The 17490-nt window shown below is 55.7% G+C and carries 16 protein-coding genes; 12 read left to right on the forward strand and 4 right to left on the reverse strand.

Annotated features, from left to right (window positions below; genetic code table 11):
* The first annotated feature begins 56 nt into the window (after window positions 1-56).
* Together Z947_RS0103555 and Z947_RS0103560 are read left to right on the forward strand one after the other, a co-directional pair.
* Window positions 57-2315, forward strand: coding sequence for an NADP-dependent malic enzyme (locus tag Z947_RS0103555; RefSeq protein WP_025042939.1), 2259 nt, complete (start codon window positions 57-59; stop codon window positions 2313-2315).
* Window positions 2312-3184, forward strand: a complete 873-nt coding sequence (locus tag Z947_RS0103560) for a ribokinase (protein ID WP_025042940.1) — start codon at window positions 2312-2314, stop codon at window positions 3182-3184. Before Z947_RS0103555 ends, Z947_RS0103560 begins: the two co-directional genes overlap by 4 nt.
* On the opposite strand, the gene msrA is transcribed toward Z947_RS0103560, so the two are convergent.
* A complete protein-coding gene (gene msrA, locus Z947_RS0103565; protein WP_025042941.1) occupies window positions 3181-3846 on the reverse strand; it encodes a peptide-methionine (S)-S-oxide reductase MsrA in 666 nt (221 codons plus the stop codon). The genes Z947_RS0103560 and msrA overlap by 4 nt on opposite strands.
* Before the next feature lie 143 nt (window positions 3847-3989).
* Between msrA and Z947_RS0103570 the strand changes: the two genes are divergently transcribed.
* Window positions 3990-4682, forward strand: coding sequence for a sulfotransferase-like domain-containing protein (locus Z947_RS0103570; protein WP_025042942.1), 693 nt, complete (start codon window positions 3990-3992; stop codon window positions 4680-4682).
* A 142-nt stretch (window positions 4683-4824) separates the two neighbouring features.
* The gene (locus tag Z947_RS0103575) at window positions 4825-5160 is read left to right on the forward strand and encodes a DUF7282 domain-containing protein (RefSeq protein WP_247879320.1); all 336 of its coding nucleotides are present in this window, start codon (window positions 4825-4827) and stop codon (window positions 5158-5160) included.
* Between the two features lie 69 nt (window positions 5161-5229).
* Here the strand turns inward: Z947_RS0103575 and Z947_RS0103580 are convergent, their stop codons facing one another.
* Window positions 5230-6447 carry an argininosuccinate synthase gene (locus Z947_RS0103580; protein WP_025042944.1) on the reverse strand — a complete coding sequence of 406 codons (1218 nt, stop codon included), beginning with the start codon at window positions 6445-6447 and terminating at the stop codon, window positions 5230-5232.
* Window positions 6448-6592: 145 nt separating this feature from the next.
* On the opposite strand from Z947_RS0103580, the gene ilvA reads away from it, so the two are divergent.
* Both ilvA and Z947_RS0103590 read left to right on the forward strand, forming a co-directional pair.
* A complete protein-coding gene (gene ilvA / locus Z947_RS0103585; RefSeq protein WP_037939144.1) occupies window positions 6593-7804 on the forward strand; it encodes a threonine ammonia-lyase IlvA in 1212 nt (403 codons plus the stop codon).
* Window positions 7805-7814: 10 nt separating this feature from the next.
* On the forward strand, window positions 7815-8627 hold the full coding sequence (locus Z947_RS0103590; RefSeq protein WP_025042946.1) for an SDR family oxidoreductase: 813 nt from the start codon (window positions 7815-7817) through the stop codon (window positions 8625-8627).
* A 2-nt stretch (window positions 8628-8629) separates the two neighbouring features.
* Here the strand turns inward: Z947_RS0103590 and Z947_RS0103595 are convergent, their stop codons facing one another.
* Window positions 8630-8962 carry an Hpt domain-containing protein gene (locus Z947_RS0103595; protein ID WP_025042947.1) on the reverse strand — a complete coding sequence of 111 codons (333 nt, stop codon included), beginning with the start codon at window positions 8960-8962 and terminating at the stop codon, window positions 8630-8632.
* A 152-nt stretch (window positions 8963-9114) separates the two neighbouring features.
* On the opposite strand from Z947_RS0103595, the gene Z947_RS0103600 reads away from it, so the two are divergent.
* Complete coding sequence (locus Z947_RS0103600; RefSeq protein WP_025042948.1) at window positions 9115-10395, forward strand: PP2C family protein-serine/threonine phosphatase; 1281 nt, start codon at window positions 9115-9117, stop codon at window positions 10393-10395.
* Here Z947_RS0103600 and Z947_RS0103605 read toward each other — a convergent pair.
* Window positions 10385-10822, reverse strand: coding sequence for an NUDIX domain-containing protein (locus Z947_RS0103605; protein ID WP_025042949.1), 438 nt, complete (start codon window positions 10820-10822; stop codon window positions 10385-10387). The two genes, Z947_RS0103600 and Z947_RS0103605, sit on opposite strands and share 11 nt — an antisense overlap.
* 79 nt (window positions 10823-10901) lie before the next feature.
* Here Z947_RS0103605 and hslO point away from each other — a divergent pair, with 79 nt between their 5' ends.
* The 5 genes from hslO (at window position 10902) to Z947_RS0103630 (ending at window position 17490) form a co-directional block, all read left to right on the forward strand.
* Entirely contained in the window at window positions 10902-11900 is a 999-nt protein-coding gene (gene hslO / locus Z947_RS0103610; protein WP_025042950.1) for an Hsp33 family molecular chaperone HslO, read from the forward strand.
* Complete coding sequence (locus Z947_RS0103615) at window positions 11893-12486, forward strand: CoA pyrophosphatase (protein ID WP_025042951.1); 594 nt, start codon at window positions 11893-11895, stop codon at window positions 12484-12486. The genes hslO and Z947_RS0103615 overlap by 8 nt, the downstream gene beginning before the upstream one ends.
* A complete protein-coding gene (locus Z947_RS0103620) occupies window positions 12483-13640 on the forward strand; it encodes a CCA tRNA nucleotidyltransferase (RefSeq protein WP_025042952.1) in 1158 nt (385 codons plus the stop codon). The genes Z947_RS0103615 and Z947_RS0103620 overlap by 4 nt, the downstream gene beginning before the upstream one ends.
* Window positions 13641-13808: 168 nt before the next feature.
* The gene (locus Z947_RS0103625; RefSeq protein ID WP_025042953.1) at window positions 13809-15653 is read left to right on the forward strand and encodes an ABC transporter ATP-binding protein; all 1845 of its coding nucleotides are present in this window, start codon (window positions 13809-13811) and stop codon (window positions 15651-15653) included.
* Window positions 15646-17490 (forward strand): ABC transporter ATP-binding protein, encoded by a 1845-nt coding sequence (locus Z947_RS0103630; RefSeq protein WP_037938666.1) that lies wholly within the window; start codon window positions 15646-15648, stop codon window positions 17488-17490. The genes Z947_RS0103625 and Z947_RS0103630 overlap by 8 nt, the downstream gene beginning before the upstream one ends.

Consider the following 17490-nt stretch of genomic DNA (forward strand, 5'->3'; position numbering starts at 1 on the left):
ATTGAACGTCGTGTCGATCAAAGATATGACATGTCAAACAACTGAAAGTGCGTCCCGTGACCAGAAACAGAATTACCGACGAAGAGGCGCTTGCCTTTCATCTTGAACCGTCCCCCGGCAAGTTCGAGATTTCCGCGACCGTACCGATGACGACGCAGCGCGATCTGTCGCTGGCGTATTCGCCCGGTGTTGCCGTCCCCTGCGAGGCAATCGCGCAAAACCCTGAACTGGCCTATGATTATACGAACAAGGGTAACCTTGTGGCGGTTATTTCGAACGGGACTGCGGTGTTGGGGCTGGGTAACCTGGGCGCGCTTGCTTCCAAGCCGGTGATGGAAGGCAAGTCGGTTCTGTTCAAACGGTTCGCGGATGTGAATTCGATTGATATCGAACTGGACACCGAAGACACCGAAGCGTTCATTAATGCCGTCAAGCTGATGGGCCCCACATTCGGCGGTATCAACCTTGAAGATATCAAGGCACCCGAGTGTTTCATCATCGAGCAACGGTTGAAGGAAGAAATGGACATTCCGGTGTTCCATGATGACCAACACGGCACGGCAGTTATATGCGCCGCCGGTCTGATCAACGCGTTGCATATTTCTGGAAAGAAAATCGAAGACGTCCGTATTGTGTTGAACGGTGCCGGTGCTGCGGGCATCGCCTGTCTTGAATTGCTCAAAGCGATGGGCGCCAAGCATAACAATTGCATCATGTGTGACACCAAAGGCGTGATCTATCAGGGTCGCACCGAGGGGATGAACCAGTGGAAATCGGCCCATGCCGCAACCACAGAACTGCGCAGTCTTGAAGAGGCGATGAACGGCGCGGATGTGTTCCTTGGCGTTTCAGTCAAAGGCGCGGTGACGCCGGATATGGTGGCCAGCATGGCCGACAATCCGGTGATTTTCGCCATGGCGAACCCTGATCCTGAAATCACACCCGAAGAAGCCCATGCGGTGCGCATGGATGCGATCGTTGCAACCGGCCGGTCGGATTATCCGAACCAGGTTAACAACGTGCTGGGCTTTCCCTATCTGTTCCGTGGGGCGCTTGATATTAACGCCCGTGCCATCAATGACGAGATGAAAATCGCTTGCGCGCATGCTCTTGCCAACCTCGCCCGCGAGGATGTGCCCGATGAGGTTGCGGTTGCTTATGGGAAAACCCTGTCATTTGGACGGGACTATATCATTCCTACACCTTTTGATCCGCGCCTGATCTGGCGTATTCCGCCTGCGGTTGCGCGGGCCGGAATGGACACAGGGGCCGCGCGCCGTCCGATCATCGATATGGACGCCTATGAGCTGAACCTGAAATCACGGATGGACCCGACGGCAAACATCCTGCGCGGGATCAACGCCCGTGCGCGGACCGCTCAGGCGCGGATGATCTTTGCCGAAGGGGATGATCCACGGGTATTGCGGGCTGCGGTGACATACCAGCGGTCGGGGCTTGGTAAAGCGTTGGTTGTGGGCCGCCCTGATGACGTCAAAAACAAGCTTGAAGAAGCAGGCATGAGTGATGCGGTGCGCGAGCTTGAGGTTGTGAACGCGGCGAATACCAAGCATTTGGAAACGTACAAGAATTTCCTCTACGGGCGGCTTCAGCGTCGCGGGCAGGATCATAAGGATATTCACCGTCTTGCTGCACGCGACCGTCATGTTTTTGGCGCGCTTATGCTGGCGCATGGACATGGTGACGGGTTGGTGACGGGGGCGACCCGCAAATCGGCGCATGTGCTTGAACGGATCAACCATGTGTTTGATGCGAACGCGAAACATGGGGCGGCGGGCATCACTGCATTGATGCACAAAGGCCGGATCGTGTTTATCGCAGATACGCTGGTGCATGAATGGCCAGACGAGAATGATTTGGCAAACATCGCTGAAAGCGGTGCGGCGGTTGCCCGTCATATGGGGCTGGAACCGCGCGTGGCTTTTGTCAGCTTTTCAACCTTCGGGTATCCGGTGTCCGAACGTGCCGAAAAAATGCACCTTGCTCCGACAGTGCTGGACGGTCGCGGTGTTGATTTCGAATACGAAGGCGAGATGACCGTTGATGTTGCGCTGAACGTGACGGCTCAAAAGCAGTACCCGTTCTCGCGGCTGACGGGGCCTGCGAACATTCTGGTTGTGCCGGCACGACATTCCGCCAGCATTTCGGTTAAATTGATGCAGGAAATGGCCGGCGCGACAGTGATTGGACCGATCCTGACCGGCTTGGACAAAAGCATTCAGCTATGTTCAACCGCAGCAACCGCGAATGACATTCTGAACATGGCGATCCTGTCGGCATGTAAGGTCGGCGGATGATCTGGAACCTCGGCTCGATAAACGCGGATAATTTCTATTATCTCAGCCACTTACCCGGGCCGGGGGAAACCATTGCAGCGGATAGTTTCCAACAGGGTTTAGGCGGCAAAGGGGCGAATATGTCCGTTGCCGCAGCCCGCGCCGCGGCCCGAGTGGTGCATATCGGCGCTGTGGGGCCGGATGGAAAATGGGCAGTGGACCGCTTGCTGGAATACGGAGTCGACACGCAGCACATATCCGTTGTCGAGCAACCGACAGGCCATGCGAACATCAATGTCGATGCGCAAGGCGAGAACAACATTGTGTTGTTTTCAGGTGCGAACCATGAGGTCGACGACCGGATGATTGGTGCGGCCCTTTCCGAAGCAACGCCAAACGATTTTCTTTTGATGCAAAATGAAACCACCGGCGCGGAATTTGCAGTGCAAACGGCCAGAACGCTGGGCCTACGGGTCGCTTACGCCGCTGCGCCGTTTTCTGCGGATGCGGTGCAAACGGTGATCGCGCATGTTGATTTACTAATATTGAATGCGGTTGAGGCTGCTCAATTGGAAGAAGCGACAGGGTGCGACCTGAAGGAGCTGCCGGTTGATGATATTGTCATCACCTTGGGCGGCGACGGATGTAAATGGGTGTCTAACAAGGCGAATACGGTCCAGAGCTTTCCGTCATTTCCTGTTGAGGTTGTCGATACAACGGGTGCGGGCGATACTTTCACCGGTTTTCTGGTCGCAGGTCTGGACCGTGGATTTGATATGGCCACGGCCCTTGATCTTGCCCAACGTGCAGGGGCGCTCATGGTCGGGCGGAACGGTACAGCAGATGTGATCCCGGACCTCAAAGAAGTCCAGGACCACGATTTTTCCTAGTTCACGAACGGGGCATCGGCCCCCCAAAGCTGTTTGACCCGCGCATCACGACCGCAACCCTTGCGATAGCGTTTATAGGCGACTGATTTTTTCACTCCCAAGCCAACAGAAGTCACCGCCAAACGGTCGCTGCTTTTGTAATAATCCTGATGATAATCGTCTGCCGGATAAAAGGTGCTGGCCCCTAAAACCGGTGTCACGACCTTCTGCCCCAACGCTGCTTGTGCTTCTGATTTCGCTTTTTGAGCGGCCGCTTTCTGTGTGTTGTTGGCCGCGAAAATTGCGCTCCGATAGCTTTCGCCACGGTCACAAAACTGGCCGCCTGCGTCCGTGGGGTCAATGGACCGGAAGAACATATTTAAAATGGTTTCACGACTGACAACGGCGGGATCGAAACGGATCTGGACCACTTCGTAATGGCCCGTTCCACCTTTGGTGACCTGCTTATAGGTCGGGTTTGCCGTTTTACCGCCAGCAAAGCCGGAAACAGCTTCTTTCACACCGCGTACAGATTCGAAATCGGATTCCACACACCAGAAACATCCACCTGCGACGGTCAAGGTTTCGGTTTCAGCAGCTTTTGCAGCGCCAGATTGCGCAAAAAGCCCAACAGAAATAAGGGCGGCAAGTGCGAGGGGTTTGAACGTAGAGATATTGAACATGTCTGTCTCCTTTTCCCTATGCTGCGCTTCTCGCGGATTTTGGGCAAGGTCGCACGCGGACGCCTCACGCGGTGGTGATGGTACTTTACCGCTTGGCAACGGGTCGTAACATTTCTAGCGTCACCCGAAAAAGGGAAACAATGATGCGTATCGCAATGTGGTCCGGGCCGCGTAATCTTAGCACGGCCATGATGTATAGTTTTGGCGCGCGGCGTGATTTCGCAGTGATGGATGAACCGTTTTATGCGCCCTATCTGGATAGGACGGGCACGATCCACCCAATGCGTGAAGAGATATTGGCGGCCCATGAAACGGACCCTGATAAGGTGAGCGTGGCCTGCCAGCGAGACGGCGAACCGCACCTTTATATGAAACATATGCCCCATCACATGGTTGAGGGGTTTCCGATGGATTGGGCAGCGGGATGCGTGCATGTCCATCTGATCCGGCATCCTGCGCGGGTCATTGCCAGCTATGCGGCCAAACGCGAAGCTCCCACATTGGAAGATATCGGGTTTAGCCAGCAAGCACGTCTGTTTGAAACATTGGGCGGTGTGGTTATCGACAGTACTGATATCCGTGCCGATCCAGAAGGAATGTTACGAAAACTCTGTGCGGCGATTGATCTGCCGTTCGATCCGGCAATGTTGCACTGGCCCGCAGGTCCGCGCAGTGAAGACGGAGTTTGGGCAAAACACTGGTATCATGCGGTTCATCAAAGCAACGGGTTTGCCGGAGCAGAAGGCGCTTTGCCCGAACTCGACCCTGAAATGACGGAGCTTCTGGATCAGGCGATGCCATACTATCAGAAAATGAAGAAAATTTGTTTGAATTGAAAAACTTCTGAAACTATCCGGTTTATCGCCTCGTGGTTCTCTGCATCCAATGAGGAGATACACTGTGAAATATCTATTGAGTTCTGCAATCGCCCTTACCTGTGCTGCCGGCGTGGCCTTTGCCGCTGCGCATGCGACACCTATGGTTGAAGCCGCTGATCAGGACGTGTCAAACGGCGTCGTAAGCGCTGATAAAGTAGTTGCCGGCGAAAACGGTTGGCTGGTTGTGCACCGCACCGACGCCGAAATGAAGCCCGGTCCGGTTGTCGGTTATGCCCCGCTGCGCGGTGGTGAAAACACCGACGTTGCAGCAATCCTGCAAGAAGAAGTGAAATCCGGCGAAATGTTGATGCTGATGGTGCACGCCGAACAGGGCGGCATGAAAACCGGCGTATTTGAATACACTCTGGGTGCCAAAGAAGACGGCCCGATTAAACCAGATGGTAAGCTTGTCATGAAAGTTGTGAAGGCGAAGTAAGTTTCGCTGAAACTTTCTGACGCGTAACGAGTATGAGGCCCGGACCGAATGGTTCGGGCCTGTTTTTTATCATTTCATGCGTTTGTCGCGTGCCGCCAGCAGCTTGAGGCGCAGGGCATTCAGCTGGATGAAACCGGCCGCGTCTTTTTGATCGTACGCACCGGCATCATCTTCAAAGGTCACATGTGCCTCCGAGTACAGGGAGTGATCCGACCAGCGGCCAACAGTGCGCACATGTCCCTTATAAAGTTTCAGGCGCACGGTGCCTGTCACATGGGTTTGGCTGGCGTCAATTGCTGCTTGCAGCATTGTGCGCTCCGGGCTGTACCAGAAACCGTTGTAGATCAATTCGGCATACTTCGGCATCAGCTCGTCTTTAAGGTGCATGGCACCGCGGTCGAGCGTGATCGATTCAATCGCACGGTGCGCTTCAAGCAACAGGGTGCCACCGGGTGTTTCATAGATGCCGCGTGATTTCATCCCGACAAAGCGACCTTCAACCAGATCAAGACGGCCACAGCCGTGCTTGCCGCCCAGCTCGTTAAGCTTGGTCAGGATTGTCGCGGGGGACATTGCCTCGCCGTTGATCGACACTGCGTCGCCGCGTTCAAAACCGACCTCGACATATTCGGGGGTGTCAGGGGCGTCTTCCGGGTTAACCGTGCGCTGATAAACATAATCGGGCGCGTCGACTGCAGGGTCTTCCAGCACTTTACCTTCAGAGGATGTGTGCAGCAGGTTCGCATCCACGCTGAACGGCGCTTCGCCGCGTTTGTCTTTCGCGACAGGGATCTGGTTCTTTTCAGCAAATTCCAACAGCTTGGTCCGGCTGGACAGGTCCCATTCACGCCACGGTGCGATTACTTTGATGTCGGGGTTCAATGCGTAAGCGGCCAGTTCGAAGCGTACCTGATCGTTGCCCTTGCCGGTTGCCCCGTGTGCCACGGCATCAGCACCGGTTTCAGCCGCAATTTCGACCAGTCGTTTGGAGATCAAAGGCCGGGCGATAGAGGTACCAAGCAAATACAGCCCTTCATAAACAGCATTGGCGCGGAACATCGGAAAAACGAAATCGCGCACGAACTCTTCGCGCACATCTTCGACATAGATATCTGACGCGCCCATCATTTCGGCTTTGGCGCGGGCGGGCTCCAGCTCTTCGCCCTGACCCAGATCGGCGGTAAAGGTCACAACCTCACAGCCGTATTCCGTTTGCAGCCATTTGAGAATGATCGAGGTATCAAGACCGCCGGAATAGGCGAGAACAACTTTTTTAGGGACAAACATGGTCGGCTCCTTTGGCAATTAGACGCGAGGTATCGGGTTTTGTGGGTGCGGGCAAGATGCTGCCCTCGCGTTGACCTGTCGTGCGCGCAGGCCTAACGATGGGCCAAAAGCGAAAGGCGGACCCGTGACCGAGAATTTTCAAGCGATGGCGACCCTGGCAGCGGCCAAAATGCGGCCGGTATTTCCCGAGACCCCGTTGATGCGTAATGAACTGCTGTCAGATAGGTTTGGCGCTGATATTTACCTCAAACGCGAGGATCTGAGCCCGGTACGGTCTTATAAATTGCGCGGAGCGTTCAACGCCATGCGCAAGGTGATCCCGGAAAAATCGCTGTTTGTTTGCGCGTCTGCGGGCAATCACGCGCAAGGGGTGGCGTTTATGTGCCGTCATTTCGGGGTAAGGGGCGTTATTTTTATGCCAGTCACCACGCCAGAACAGAAAATCCTGAAGACGCGGATGTTTGGCGGTGAACAGGTCGAGATCCGTCTTGTTGGTGACTATTTTGATGCCACGCTTGAGGCTGCCCAGACATTTTGCGCCAGCGAAGGGGCGCATTTCCTGTCCCCCTTTGATGATGAGGATGTGATCGAAGGCCAAGCGTCGGTCGCTGTCGAAATAGAGCAGCAGTTGGGGCGTGTTCCTGATCACATTATTCTGCCGGTTGGGGGCGGCGGGTTGTCCGCAGGTATCTTCAGCTACTTCGATACCGAATGCCGCTATACATTTGTTGAACCCGAGGGTGCCAAAAGTCTTGCCGCCGCGATCAGCGAAGGGAAACCCGTGGATGTTTCACCGGTAAATACCTTTGTTGACGGTGCATCGGTGGCCAAAATCGGAACGCGCACCTTTGCACGGCTCAAGCCGATCCGTGCGGAGGACGTCATTGCGTTGGAAGAAGACCGGATATGTTGCACCATTGTGGAGATGCTGAACGTCGAAGGCATCGTTCTGGAACCTGCCGGTGCGATGGCACTTGAGGCGCTGGGCGAAGTGGCCGAGCAAATCAAAGGTAAAACAGTGGTTTGCATCGCATCCGGCGGCAACTTTGATTTCGAACGTCTGCCCGAAGTCAAAGAACGAGCGCAGCGTTATTCTGGCGTAAAAAAATACTTTATCCTACGCTTGCCGCAACGCCCCGGTGCATTGCGGGACTTTCTGGATGCACTCGGGCCGAGCGATAACATCACACGGTTCGAATATATGAAAAAATCAGCCCGCAATTTCGGTTCCGTTCTGATCGGCATCGAGACGGACGCGCCGGAGAATTTTCCGGCGATGTTCCAACGCATCGAAACGGCTGGTTTCGCCTATACCGACATCACCAACGATGAAACGCTCGCCCAGTTTGTGATCTAAGGAGAGACCCATGAAGTTCGAAGGCAGTTCGGTTATTGTCACAGGTGCAGGCAGCGGCATCGGCGCGGCGATTGCCCGTCACGCAGCAGCCAAGGGTGCGAAAGTTTGCGTGTCCGATTTGGATGGGGACAAAGCCAGAGCTGTCGCCGACGAAATCGGTGGCTTGGCAATTGTTTGCGATGTGCGCGACGAAACACAGATCAAATCTATGATCGCCGAAGCATCCAAAGCGCATGGTGACATCGACATTTACGTTTCAAACGCCGGTTTGGGTAAAGGCGATCCCGATCATGCGGCGTCCCAGTCTGATGCGCATTGGGAACTGAACTGGCAGGTTCACGTGATGAGCCATGTTTATGCGGCGCGGGCGTTATTGCCGGGCATGATTGAACGCAAATCTGGCCATCTGGTGAATGTTGCCTCTGCTGCCGGATTGTTGAACCAGATCGGTGATGCGGCTTATTCAGCGACCAAACATGCGGCCGTCAGCTTTGCTGAATCTCTGGCGATTACGCATGGTGCTGACGGGATCGGCGCGTCGGTTGTGTGCCCGCAATATGTGGCAACGCCTTTGTTGGGCATGTCGGATGCGGATGCTTCGAAACAAGCATCATTGCTAACCGCGGACGATGTCGCGGCCGCAGTGATTGACGGGGTAGAGGCCGGGCGGTTCCTGATCCTGTCCCATCCAGAGGTCCAAACCTACGCTGTACATCGCGCGAAGGATCACGACCGTTGGGTTGCCGGGATGCAAATGCTACGTGCCAAAGCGATGGACACCTTTGGCGGCATTCAGGTCGAAAACTTTTATAAACTAATGTAGCGTCACGCGGCCAGTTTCATAAGGTATTCAGCCATGAACGCCTGTTTAGAGTCTACATAGCACTGAATGACCGCACCAATGTCGACACATTGTGCATTGCCGGTGGCTGCGGTTTTTTCGGCGCTATGACACAGGTTCGACATCTGCGTGAAGCCAAGTGTTAATGCGCTGCCTTTCAGGAAATGCATGTCCTCTGCCAAACCCGATCTGTCCGTTTGGTTATCCAGTTTGTCGATCACATCTGCCACCTCTTCAAAGAACAACGCGATGACTTCATCAAAATCCTCCGCGCCGACTTCGTGACACAGTTTCTTTACTTGCGCCCAATCAATCACTTTAGAACACCCCTTTTGAAACGCATGTTTCGCTGATCTTGCTTAAAAAATCGCGAGCCTGTGTCCGCAATTTTATCCAACTTTGGGCTTTCACCTGCTCTTAAGGCAGGTCTGCCAAAGAGCCGGAGTGAGAGCTTTGGATCAGGAATAAGATGGAACACCGGCAACGCGCCCCGAAGGTGACAGGTGAGGTGCCGCAACAGGCCAGACCCCATCGCATTCTGATCGTTGACGACAGCCGGCTGCAAAGGCGGGTTCTGTCAAAAATGCTCGGCAAGTGGGGCTTTGACGTGACCGAGGCGGCAAGCGGTGCCCAAGCTTTGGAATTCTGCGCAGAGCGGATGCCGGACCTTATCGTCAGCGACTGGATCATGCCCGGTATGTCGGGCATCGAGTTTTGCAGTGCGCTGCGCGAGATGCCGCAAGACGATTACGCCTATTTCATCCTGCTCACCTCTAAAAGCGAGAAGATCGAAGTGGCAGAGGGACTTGATTCAGGGGCCGATGATTTCCTGACGAAACCGGTTGATGCCGACGAGTTGCGCGCAAGGATCACGGCGGGTGAACGGATTTTGCGGATGCAACGGGAACTCTCCCTAAAAAACAGGTTGGTCAGTGAAACGCTTGGCGAATTGCAACGCGTGTATGACTTGCTGGATCAGGATTTGCTTGAGGCGAAGAAGCTTCAGCAATCGCTTTTGCGAGAACGACAGCGCAGTTTCGAGGAAGGGCATCTTTCATTGATGCTGCGGTCGTCGGGGCATGTTGGCGGTGATCTTGTCGGGTTCTTTCCCGCAGATGACGGGCAGCTTGGTCTTTTCGCCATCGATGTGTCCGGTCACGGGATCAGCTCGGCGTTGATGACGGCGCGGCTTGCCGGATATCTGTCGGCCACGGCACCGGATCAGAATATCGCCCTGTCCCGACAGCCGGATGGTAGGTATCATACAAACCCACCTGCGAAGGTCATCGAAAAGCTGAATGATCTGGTGCTTACTGAGATGGATACCGAGCATTATTTCACCCTGCTGCTTGCCTTTGTCCATATGGCAAGTGGCCGCGTTACGATTGCACAGGCGGGCCATCCGCATCCCTTAATCCAGCGTGCGGACGGGTCGGTGGAACAATCTGGATCAGGCGGGTTCCCCGTGGGCTTGATCGAAGGTGTCAGTTTTACACAGTTTGATGTGCAATTGTCAGCCGGCGACCGCTTGTTGTTGTTGTCGGACGGGGTCACGGAATGCCCCGATAACAGTGGTGAAATGCTGGGCGAGGAAGGGCTGACCGCGATGATTGAACAAATGGGCGGTGTTCGCCAGAATGCTTTGCTTGAGGCTTTGATGTGGGAGCTGTCCAGTTTCGCCGGCACCGAGGAATTTCCCGACGACGTCTCTGCGATCCTGTTCGAATATAGCGGCCCGCCTAGCCAATAAACCGACGCATGAACATGCTATCGCCCGCGTTGCCCAAGGCATCGACCGCGTCATTTCCCGACATGACCAGCGTGATGTGATCGGGTTCTATCGGTTCTGCGATCTGCCGTACGGGATGTGCGACATAGACATGGCACAGTTTTTCGGCCCAAAGATCGTATTCCGGCATATATACAAACCGGCGGAACGCACCCAACCTAAGAGGTGTCGCAATACGCCAACCGATTTCTTCCAGAACCTCGCGGTGTAGCGCCTGCAAAGGGGATTCTCCGGGATCAATGCCACCTCCGGGCAGCTGAACATCGACTTTGTCCGTAACCTGTGCTGTCAGCAAAAACCGTCGCTTGAGGGGCAAGATGGCGTAAACGCCGGGACGCATGCGGTAGTGCTGTTGCGCCAATGGTGGTGCGCCTACGCGTCTGATCATTCGTGTTCCCCTTTATCCTGCGCTTGCTGCGCCTATATAGACGCGGTATGCCAAGCGGCCCAAGATAAGGAAACCCTCCATGACAGCGCCCAATCAGCACGGAAACCAGATCGCATGGGATGACAGTGTTCTGCCGTTCCAGCTTGATCACAGCGATATCCGCGGTCGTGTCGGGCGGCTTGACGGGGTCCTTGAAGGAATTCTGAGCCAACATGACTACCCACCCCAGGTCGAGGCATTGGTTGCCGAGATGGCTTTGCTTGCGGCGCTGATCGGGCAGACGATGAAACTGCGGTGGAAGTTGCAACTGCAAGTGCAGTCCAAAGGGCCTGTGCGGATGATTGCCACCGATTACTACGGCCCCGAAAAGGAAGGCGGTTCCGCGCGGATCAGAGCCTATGCAAGCTATGATGCGGATCGTTTGACCGATGCAGCACCGTTTGATCAGGTCGGCGAAGGATATTTCGCCATTATGATTGATCAGGGCGAGGGCATGACGCCGTATCAGGGAATTACACCCTTGGAAGGTGGATCGTTGTCTGCCTGTGCCGAGGCCTATTTTGCGCAGTCGGAACAGTTGCCAACGCGTTTCTCGCTGAGCTTTGGCAAATCGTCAGGCCCGAACGAACCCGAGCATTGGCGCGCAGGCGGCGTGATGTTGCAACACATGCCCAAGGCCTCGCCTTTCGTCGCCAAAACCGAAGGGGAGGGCGCGTTGCTGTCGGCAAATGATCTTGTTGACGGGGAAGAAGCCGAGAATTGGAAACGTGTGAACGTCCTGCTTGATACGGTCGAAGACCTTGAACTGATCGGTCCTTCCGTGCCGCCATCCGATCTGTTGTTGCGCTTGTTTCACGAGGAACAGCCGCGGGTTTATGACGCGCAAGCGGTCCGGTTCGGGTGTTCCTGTTCGGCAGATCGCGTGCGGCAAAGCCTGTCGATTTATTCAGCCAAGGATATTGCCCATATGACAACAGATGACGGACGGGTCACAGCAGACTGCCAATTCTGCGGGGCGCATTACGATTTGGATCCGAAAACAGTAGGGTTCGAAGCAGAAACCCCCGCAGGTGACTGATCATATCTCTGATATCAGGGCCGCTTTGGCTTCGTCGGGAACGCAGTCTTCCGACTTTGATCTGAACCCCGAAGCGGTTCTGCCGGCAGATCGTGTGTTGCGTCCTGCCGGCGTCCTCGCTCCTATTGTCGAACGCGACGACGGGCTGCATCTGCTGCTGACCAAACGTTCGTCGGCGTTAAAGCACCATCCAGGACAGATCGCGTTTCCTGGCGGCAAGCAGGACGATACCGATGCAGATGTGATCGCTGCTGCATTGCGCGAAGCCCGCGAAGAAATCGGTTTGCCGGAAGATATCGTCGATGTCTTGGGGACGCTTCCAACCCATGAGACAGTTACAGGGTTTAGCGTTACGCCTGTGATTGCCCTTGTTAGAGATGATTTTGATATCAAACCGGAACCGGGCGAAGTTGACGAAGTCTTTTCCGTACCTTTGGATCACGTGCTGGATCCGCAGAATTTTGTGATCCAGTCACGGCGCTGGCGCGGTACGCGGCGACATTATTTCACAGTACCCTACGGCCCCTATTACATCTGGGGCGCAACTGCGCGTATGCTGCGGGCATGGGCCGACCGCATGACATGATACCAGCCGACACAAGCTGGCTGCAAAACCCCGAAGCGCAGGACGTTTGCGCCGTGATTACCGCTGCGGGATATGATGTTTTCTTTGTAGGCGGCTGCGTGCGCAACGCGATCATGCGGCTGGCCGACAGCGACATCGATATGTCGACTAATGCCCATCCGGAAAAGGTTATGGAGCTTGCGACATCTGCAGGGCTCAAGGCCATTCCGACGGGGATCGATCACGGAACGGTCACGGTGGTTGTTAAGGGCACCCCATTCGAGATCACAACCTTCCGTCGGGACGTGGAAACGGACGGCCGACATGCGGTGGTCGCGTTTTCGGATAATATCCACGATGATGCTCGCCGGCGCGATTTCACCATGAATGCGCTATATGCAACGCCCGACGGTCAGGTCGTCGACCCGCTTGGCGGTATGGGCGATCTATTGGCGCGGCGTATCAGATTTATCGAAGACCCTGATGCGCGGATCAAGGAAGATTACCTTCGCATCCTGCGGTTCTTTCGGTTTTCGGCATGGTACGGAAATCCCGTTGAAGGATTTGATGCGGAAGCATTGGCCGCAATATCGACGAATACTGAAGGGTTAGAGACACTTTCAGCGGAACGTGTCGGGCAAGAGATGGTCAAATTGCTTAATGCGCCTGATCCCGCGCCTGCCGTTGCGGTGATGCGCCAGACAGGTGTGTTGTCGACAGTTCTGCCGGGGTCCGATGACCGCATGCTCGCGATTTTGATCCATATGGAAACCGCGCTGGGCATAGCGCCAGATTGGAAGCGTCGGCTTGCTGTGTTGGGCGGGGAAGACCTCGCAGCACGCTTCCGGCTGAGCAAGGCAGATGCGCAAAAACTCGCAGTCCTGCGCGAGGTCGGATTTTCGGGTCCGCCGGTTACTGAAATCGCGTACCGATATGGTACCGAGGTTGGGCAAAGCACTGTGTTGCTGCGCGCGGTTCTGGCCGAACAAATGCCAGAAAGGGCCTTGCTAGAGACTGTATTAAGCGCCGCAGAGGCGAAATTTCCCGTGACGGCCAGCGATCTGATGCCCGAATTTCAAGGACCCGCGTTGGGAAAGAAGCTGCGTCAGCTTGAACAGCGTTGGATCGATTCCGGCTTTACCTTGTCTGCGCAAGAGATCTTGCGCGGTGCATAGCCCTCGACAAAATGCCACATCTTAGCTAGTCAGGTGTGAGAATATGGAGGATTGCAAAATGATTGCCGGGATTTGGTTCAGCTAAAGCTGTCTTAACCATTTTTCCTGCCGGGTTGTACGACAGTACTGACCGGTCATTTTGTCTATTAATTCTCAAGGCCCGCGCCCATGTTCCGTTTCTTTGAAAACCTCGTTAACCCCTATACGCCCTACACTGAAAAAGACGCGCCGCCGCGCAAATTGTGGCCGTTCATGCGGGATTATTGTGGTCCGTTTAAGGGTGTCTTTATCCTGACCGGCCTTATGTCGATTGTTGTAGCCGCGATCGAAATCGGGCTGATCTATTATATGGGGCGCATTGTCGATCTGCTTGATACGGATCCGGCAGAGATGTGGCGGACCTACGGGACTGAACTGCTACTGCTGGCCGGTTTTGTGCTGATCATCCGCCCTTTGATGCAAGGCTTGGATGTCGCTTTGCTGAACAATGCGATCTTGCCGAATTTCGGCACATTGATCCGCTGGCGGGCGCATAAACAGGTCTTGCGTCAATCGGTCGGGTGGTTCGAAAATGACTTCGCGGGGCGGATCGCCAATCGCATTATGCAAACGCCCCCGGCGGCGGGTGAGGTGGTGTTTCAGACCTTCGATGCGATTTCCTATGCACTGGCCTATATGGTCGGCGCCGCGATCCTTTTGCTTGCCTCGGACTGGCGGCTGATGCTGCCGCTCTTGGGGTGGATGGCCCTTTATGGTGGGCTGATCCGCTGGACGGTGCGCAACGTTGGGCCCGCGTCCAAGGCGGCGTCGGATGCGCGGTCGCAGGTTACCGGGCGTGTTGTTGATGCCTATACCAACATCCATTCGGTCAAAATGTTCGCGCATCACGACCTTGAGGTCGATTTTGCCAAGGAAGCCATCGAAAATGCCCGGGTGACTTTCCAGAAAGAGATGCGGATTTTCACCGTGATGGATGTCACGCTGGTCCTGCTGAACGGCTTGCTGATCGTTGGTGTTGTGGGGTGGGCGCTGGCCTTGTGGACATGGGGTGAGGCAAGCGTGGGTGTGGTTGCTGCTGCTGCTGCGCTGACCTTGCGGCTGAACTCCATGACCGGCTGGATCATGTGGGCGCTGTCATCCTTCTTTCGCGAACTTGGCGTTGTGGCCGAAGGGATGGAAACGATTGCCCAGCCGATTACGCTGGTCGATAAGGCGGAGGCCAAGCCGCTTAAGTTATCGAACGGTCAGATTGAATTGCGCGGTTTGACCCATCACTACGGGCGTGACCAAGGCGGTTTGCAATCGCTTGATCTGGTTGTGAAACCGGGCGAACGTATCGGTCTGGTGGGCCGATCCGGCGCCGGTAAATCGACCCTCGTTAAACTGCTTTTGCGGTTCTACGATGCGGAAGGCGGGCAGGTTCTGATCGACGGTCAGGATATCACTTCCATCACCCAAGACAGCCTGCGCAAGAACATCGGTATGGTTCAGCAGGACAGCTCCCTGTTGCACCGCTCGGTGCGCGACAACATCCTTTACGGGCGTCCCGATGCCACTGAGGCGGAAATGATCGCGGCCGCGAAACAGGCGCAGGCGCATGATTTCATACTGGATTTGTCCGACCCCGAAGGGCGCAGCGGCTATGATGCGCGTGTGGGCGAACGCGGTGTGAAACTGTCCGGCGGGCAGCGTCAGCGCATTACATTGGCACGGGTTATCCTTAAGAACGCGCCGATCCTGTTGTTGGACGAAGCCACAAGTGCGCTTGATAGTGAGGTTGAAGCGGCCATTCAGGAAACGCTTTACGGAATGATGGCGGGCAAGACCGTGATCGCTATTGCGCACCGCCTGTCGACGATTGCCGAAATGGACCGGATTATCGTGCTTGATGCGGGGCGGATTGTCGAAGAAGGCAAGCATGACGCGCTTTTGGCGCAGGGCGGGCTATATGCAGATTTCTGGAGCCGTCAATCAGGCGGATTTCTAAAACTGGATGACGTGACCGATGACTAGTCTTCACAAGATTTCCGACTGGATCAACCCCTTTGCGAAAGCCGACGGCCCGCCGCCGCAAACCTTGGGGGCTTTCATCCGGTGGAGTTTGAATGGCGCATGGGCGGTTTTGTTTCTTGCCGCGCTCCTTTCTGCTTTGGCAGGTGCGATGGAGGCAGGGACCGCATGGATTTTGGGTCGCGTTATTGATGCCAGCATCAGCGCCGGACCGGAAGCTTTCTTTGACGGGCGCAACATCGGGCTGATCCTTGGGGCGATTGCGTTTTTCCTGATCGCGCGGCCGGTGTTGTTTGGTCTGTCCTCGGGCGCGAACGCAATCATGGTCGCGCCGAACGTAAATCCGCTGGTTCTATCGCGGCTGCACCGTTGGACATTAGGGCAGAATGTCGGGTTCTTCGACGATGATTTCGCCGGACGCATCGCGCAAAAACAGATGCAGACATCGCGTGCTGTAACCGATGTTGCGGTCGAGATGATCAATGTTGTCGCCTTTGCGTTGGCGTCACTCGCGGGGTCGGTGGCTTTGCTGGTGGCGATTGACTGGCGGGTCGCGGTTGGTTTCGCCTTTTGGCTGGTCGGGTATTTCGCGCTGATCAGGTGGTTCCTGCCAAGGGTGCGCATGCGCTCAGCCGCGCGGGCAGGGGCCAAGGCGATGGTGTCGGGGCAGGTGGTGGATACGATCACCAACATCAAAACGGTCAAGCTGTTCGCCCATGCAGATCACGAGGACCGCGCGGCGCTGGGCGCAATGCGGGCCTTTCGCCAGCGCGCGTTGGAGTTCGGGTTTCTCGCGGCCGGTTTTCGCTTTGCGTTGATGAGTCTCGCCGGCGTTTTGCCGGTTCTGTTGATCGGCGGAACAATCCTGTTGTGGCAACGCGGCATCGCCACCGAAGGGGATATCGTGGCGTCGGGCGCGGTTGCCATTCGGATTGCGCAAATGACCGGTTGGGTCAGCTTTACCCTGATGGCGGTGTATTCAAATGTGGGCGAGATCGAGGACGGGATGAAAACCCTGACGCCGCGCAACAGAGTTGATGATTTGGCCGATGCGTCCGCTTTGGAAGTGCCAAGCGGCAAGATCGAAATGCGCAACCTCAGCTTTGCGTACGGGCGTCAATCGGGTGGGATTGAAGGGATCAATTTAACGATCAACCCGGGGGAGAAACTGGGGATTATCGGTGCGTCTGGTGCAGGTAAATCCACACTCGTCGCATTGCTGATGCGGCTCTATGAAGGGGAAGACGGCGAAATCCTGATAGATGGCGTAGATATCCGGGGCGTGACCCAAGAAAGTTTGCGGCGCAATATCGGGATGGTCACGCAAGAGACCGCGATGTTCAACCGGTCCGCGCGTGACAACATCCTGTACGGGCGACCCGATGCCACAAAAGACGACGTGATAGCCGCCGCCAAACGTGCGGAGGCGGACGGGTTCATTCAGGATCTGGAGGATCACAAAGGTCGCAAAGGGTATGATGCGCATTTGGGTGAACGGGGTGTGAAGCTGTCGGGTGGGCAACGGCAGCGCATCGCGCTGGCCCGCGCTATACTGAAGGACGCGCCGATCCTTGTTCTGGACGAGGCGACAAGCGCGCTGGACAGCGAGGTTGAGGCGTCGATCCAGTCTGCACTGACCCATGTGATGGAGGGCAAGACAGTGCTGGCGATCGCGCACCGCCTGTCGACGCTTACCGAAATGGACAGGATCATCGTAATGGATGCCGGGCGGATCGTTGAAAGCGGAACACACGCGGCGCTTTTGGCCCAAGACGGGGTATATGCGCGGTACTGGCACCGCCAATCTGGTGGTTTTTTGAACACGCAGGCTGCCGAATAG

It is taken from the genome of Sulfitobacter geojensis (assembly GCF_000622325.1).
Taxonomy (GTDB): domain Bacteria; phylum Pseudomonadota; class Alphaproteobacteria; order Rhodobacterales; family Rhodobacteraceae; genus Sulfitobacter; species Sulfitobacter geojensis.

Excerpts from the sequence above, each read along its gene's own strand:
- Z947_RS0103600 (WP_025042948.1), top strand. The coding sequence starts at position 9,115 with ATGGAACACCGGCAACGCGCCCCGAAGGTGACAGGTGAGGTGCCGCAA.
- ilvA (WP_037939144.1), top strand. The coding sequence starts at position 6,593 with ATGGCGACCCTGGCAGCGGCCAAAATGCGGCCGGTATTTCCCGAGACC.
- Z947_RS0103570 (WP_025042942.1), top strand. The coding sequence starts at position 3,990 with ATGCGTATCGCAATGTGGTCCGGGCCGCGTAATCTTAGCACGGCCATG.
- Z947_RS0103590 (WP_025042946.1), top strand. The coding sequence starts at position 7,815 with ATGAAGTTCGAAGGCAGTTCGGTTATTGTCACAGGTGCAGGCAGCGGC.
- msrA (WP_025042941.1), bottom strand. The coding sequence starts at position 3,846 with ATGTTCAATATCTCTACGTTCAAACCCCTCGCACTTGCCGCCCTTATT.
- hslO (WP_025042950.1), top strand. The coding sequence starts at position 10,902 with ATGACAGCGCCCAATCAGCACGGAAACCAGATCGCATGGGATGACAGT.
- Z947_RS0103605 (WP_025042949.1), bottom strand. The coding sequence starts at position 10,822 with ATGATCAGACGCGTAGGCGCACCACCATTGGCGCAACAGCACTACCGC.
- Z947_RS0103560 (WP_025042940.1), top strand. The coding sequence starts at position 2,312 with ATGATCTGGAACCTCGGCTCGATAAACGCGGATAATTTCTATTATCTC.
- Z947_RS0103580 (WP_025042944.1), bottom strand. The coding sequence starts at position 6,447 with ATGTTTGTCCCTAAAAAAGTTGTTCTCGCCTATTCCGGCGGTCTTGAT.
- Z947_RS0103620 (WP_025042952.1), top strand. The coding sequence starts at position 12,483 with ATGATACCAGCCGACACAAGCTGGCTGCAAAACCCCGAAGCGCAGGAC.
- Z947_RS0103575 (WP_247879320.1), top strand. The coding sequence starts at position 4,825 with ATGGTTGAAGCCGCTGATCAGGACGTGTCAAACGGCGTCGTAAGCGCT.
- Z947_RS0103630 (WP_037938666.1), top strand. The coding sequence starts at position 15,646 with ATGACTAGTCTTCACAAGATTTCCGACTGGATCAACCCCTTTGCGAAA.
- Z947_RS0103625 (WP_025042953.1), top strand. The coding sequence starts at position 13,809 with ATGTTCCGTTTCTTTGAAAACCTCGTTAACCCCTATACGCCCTACACT.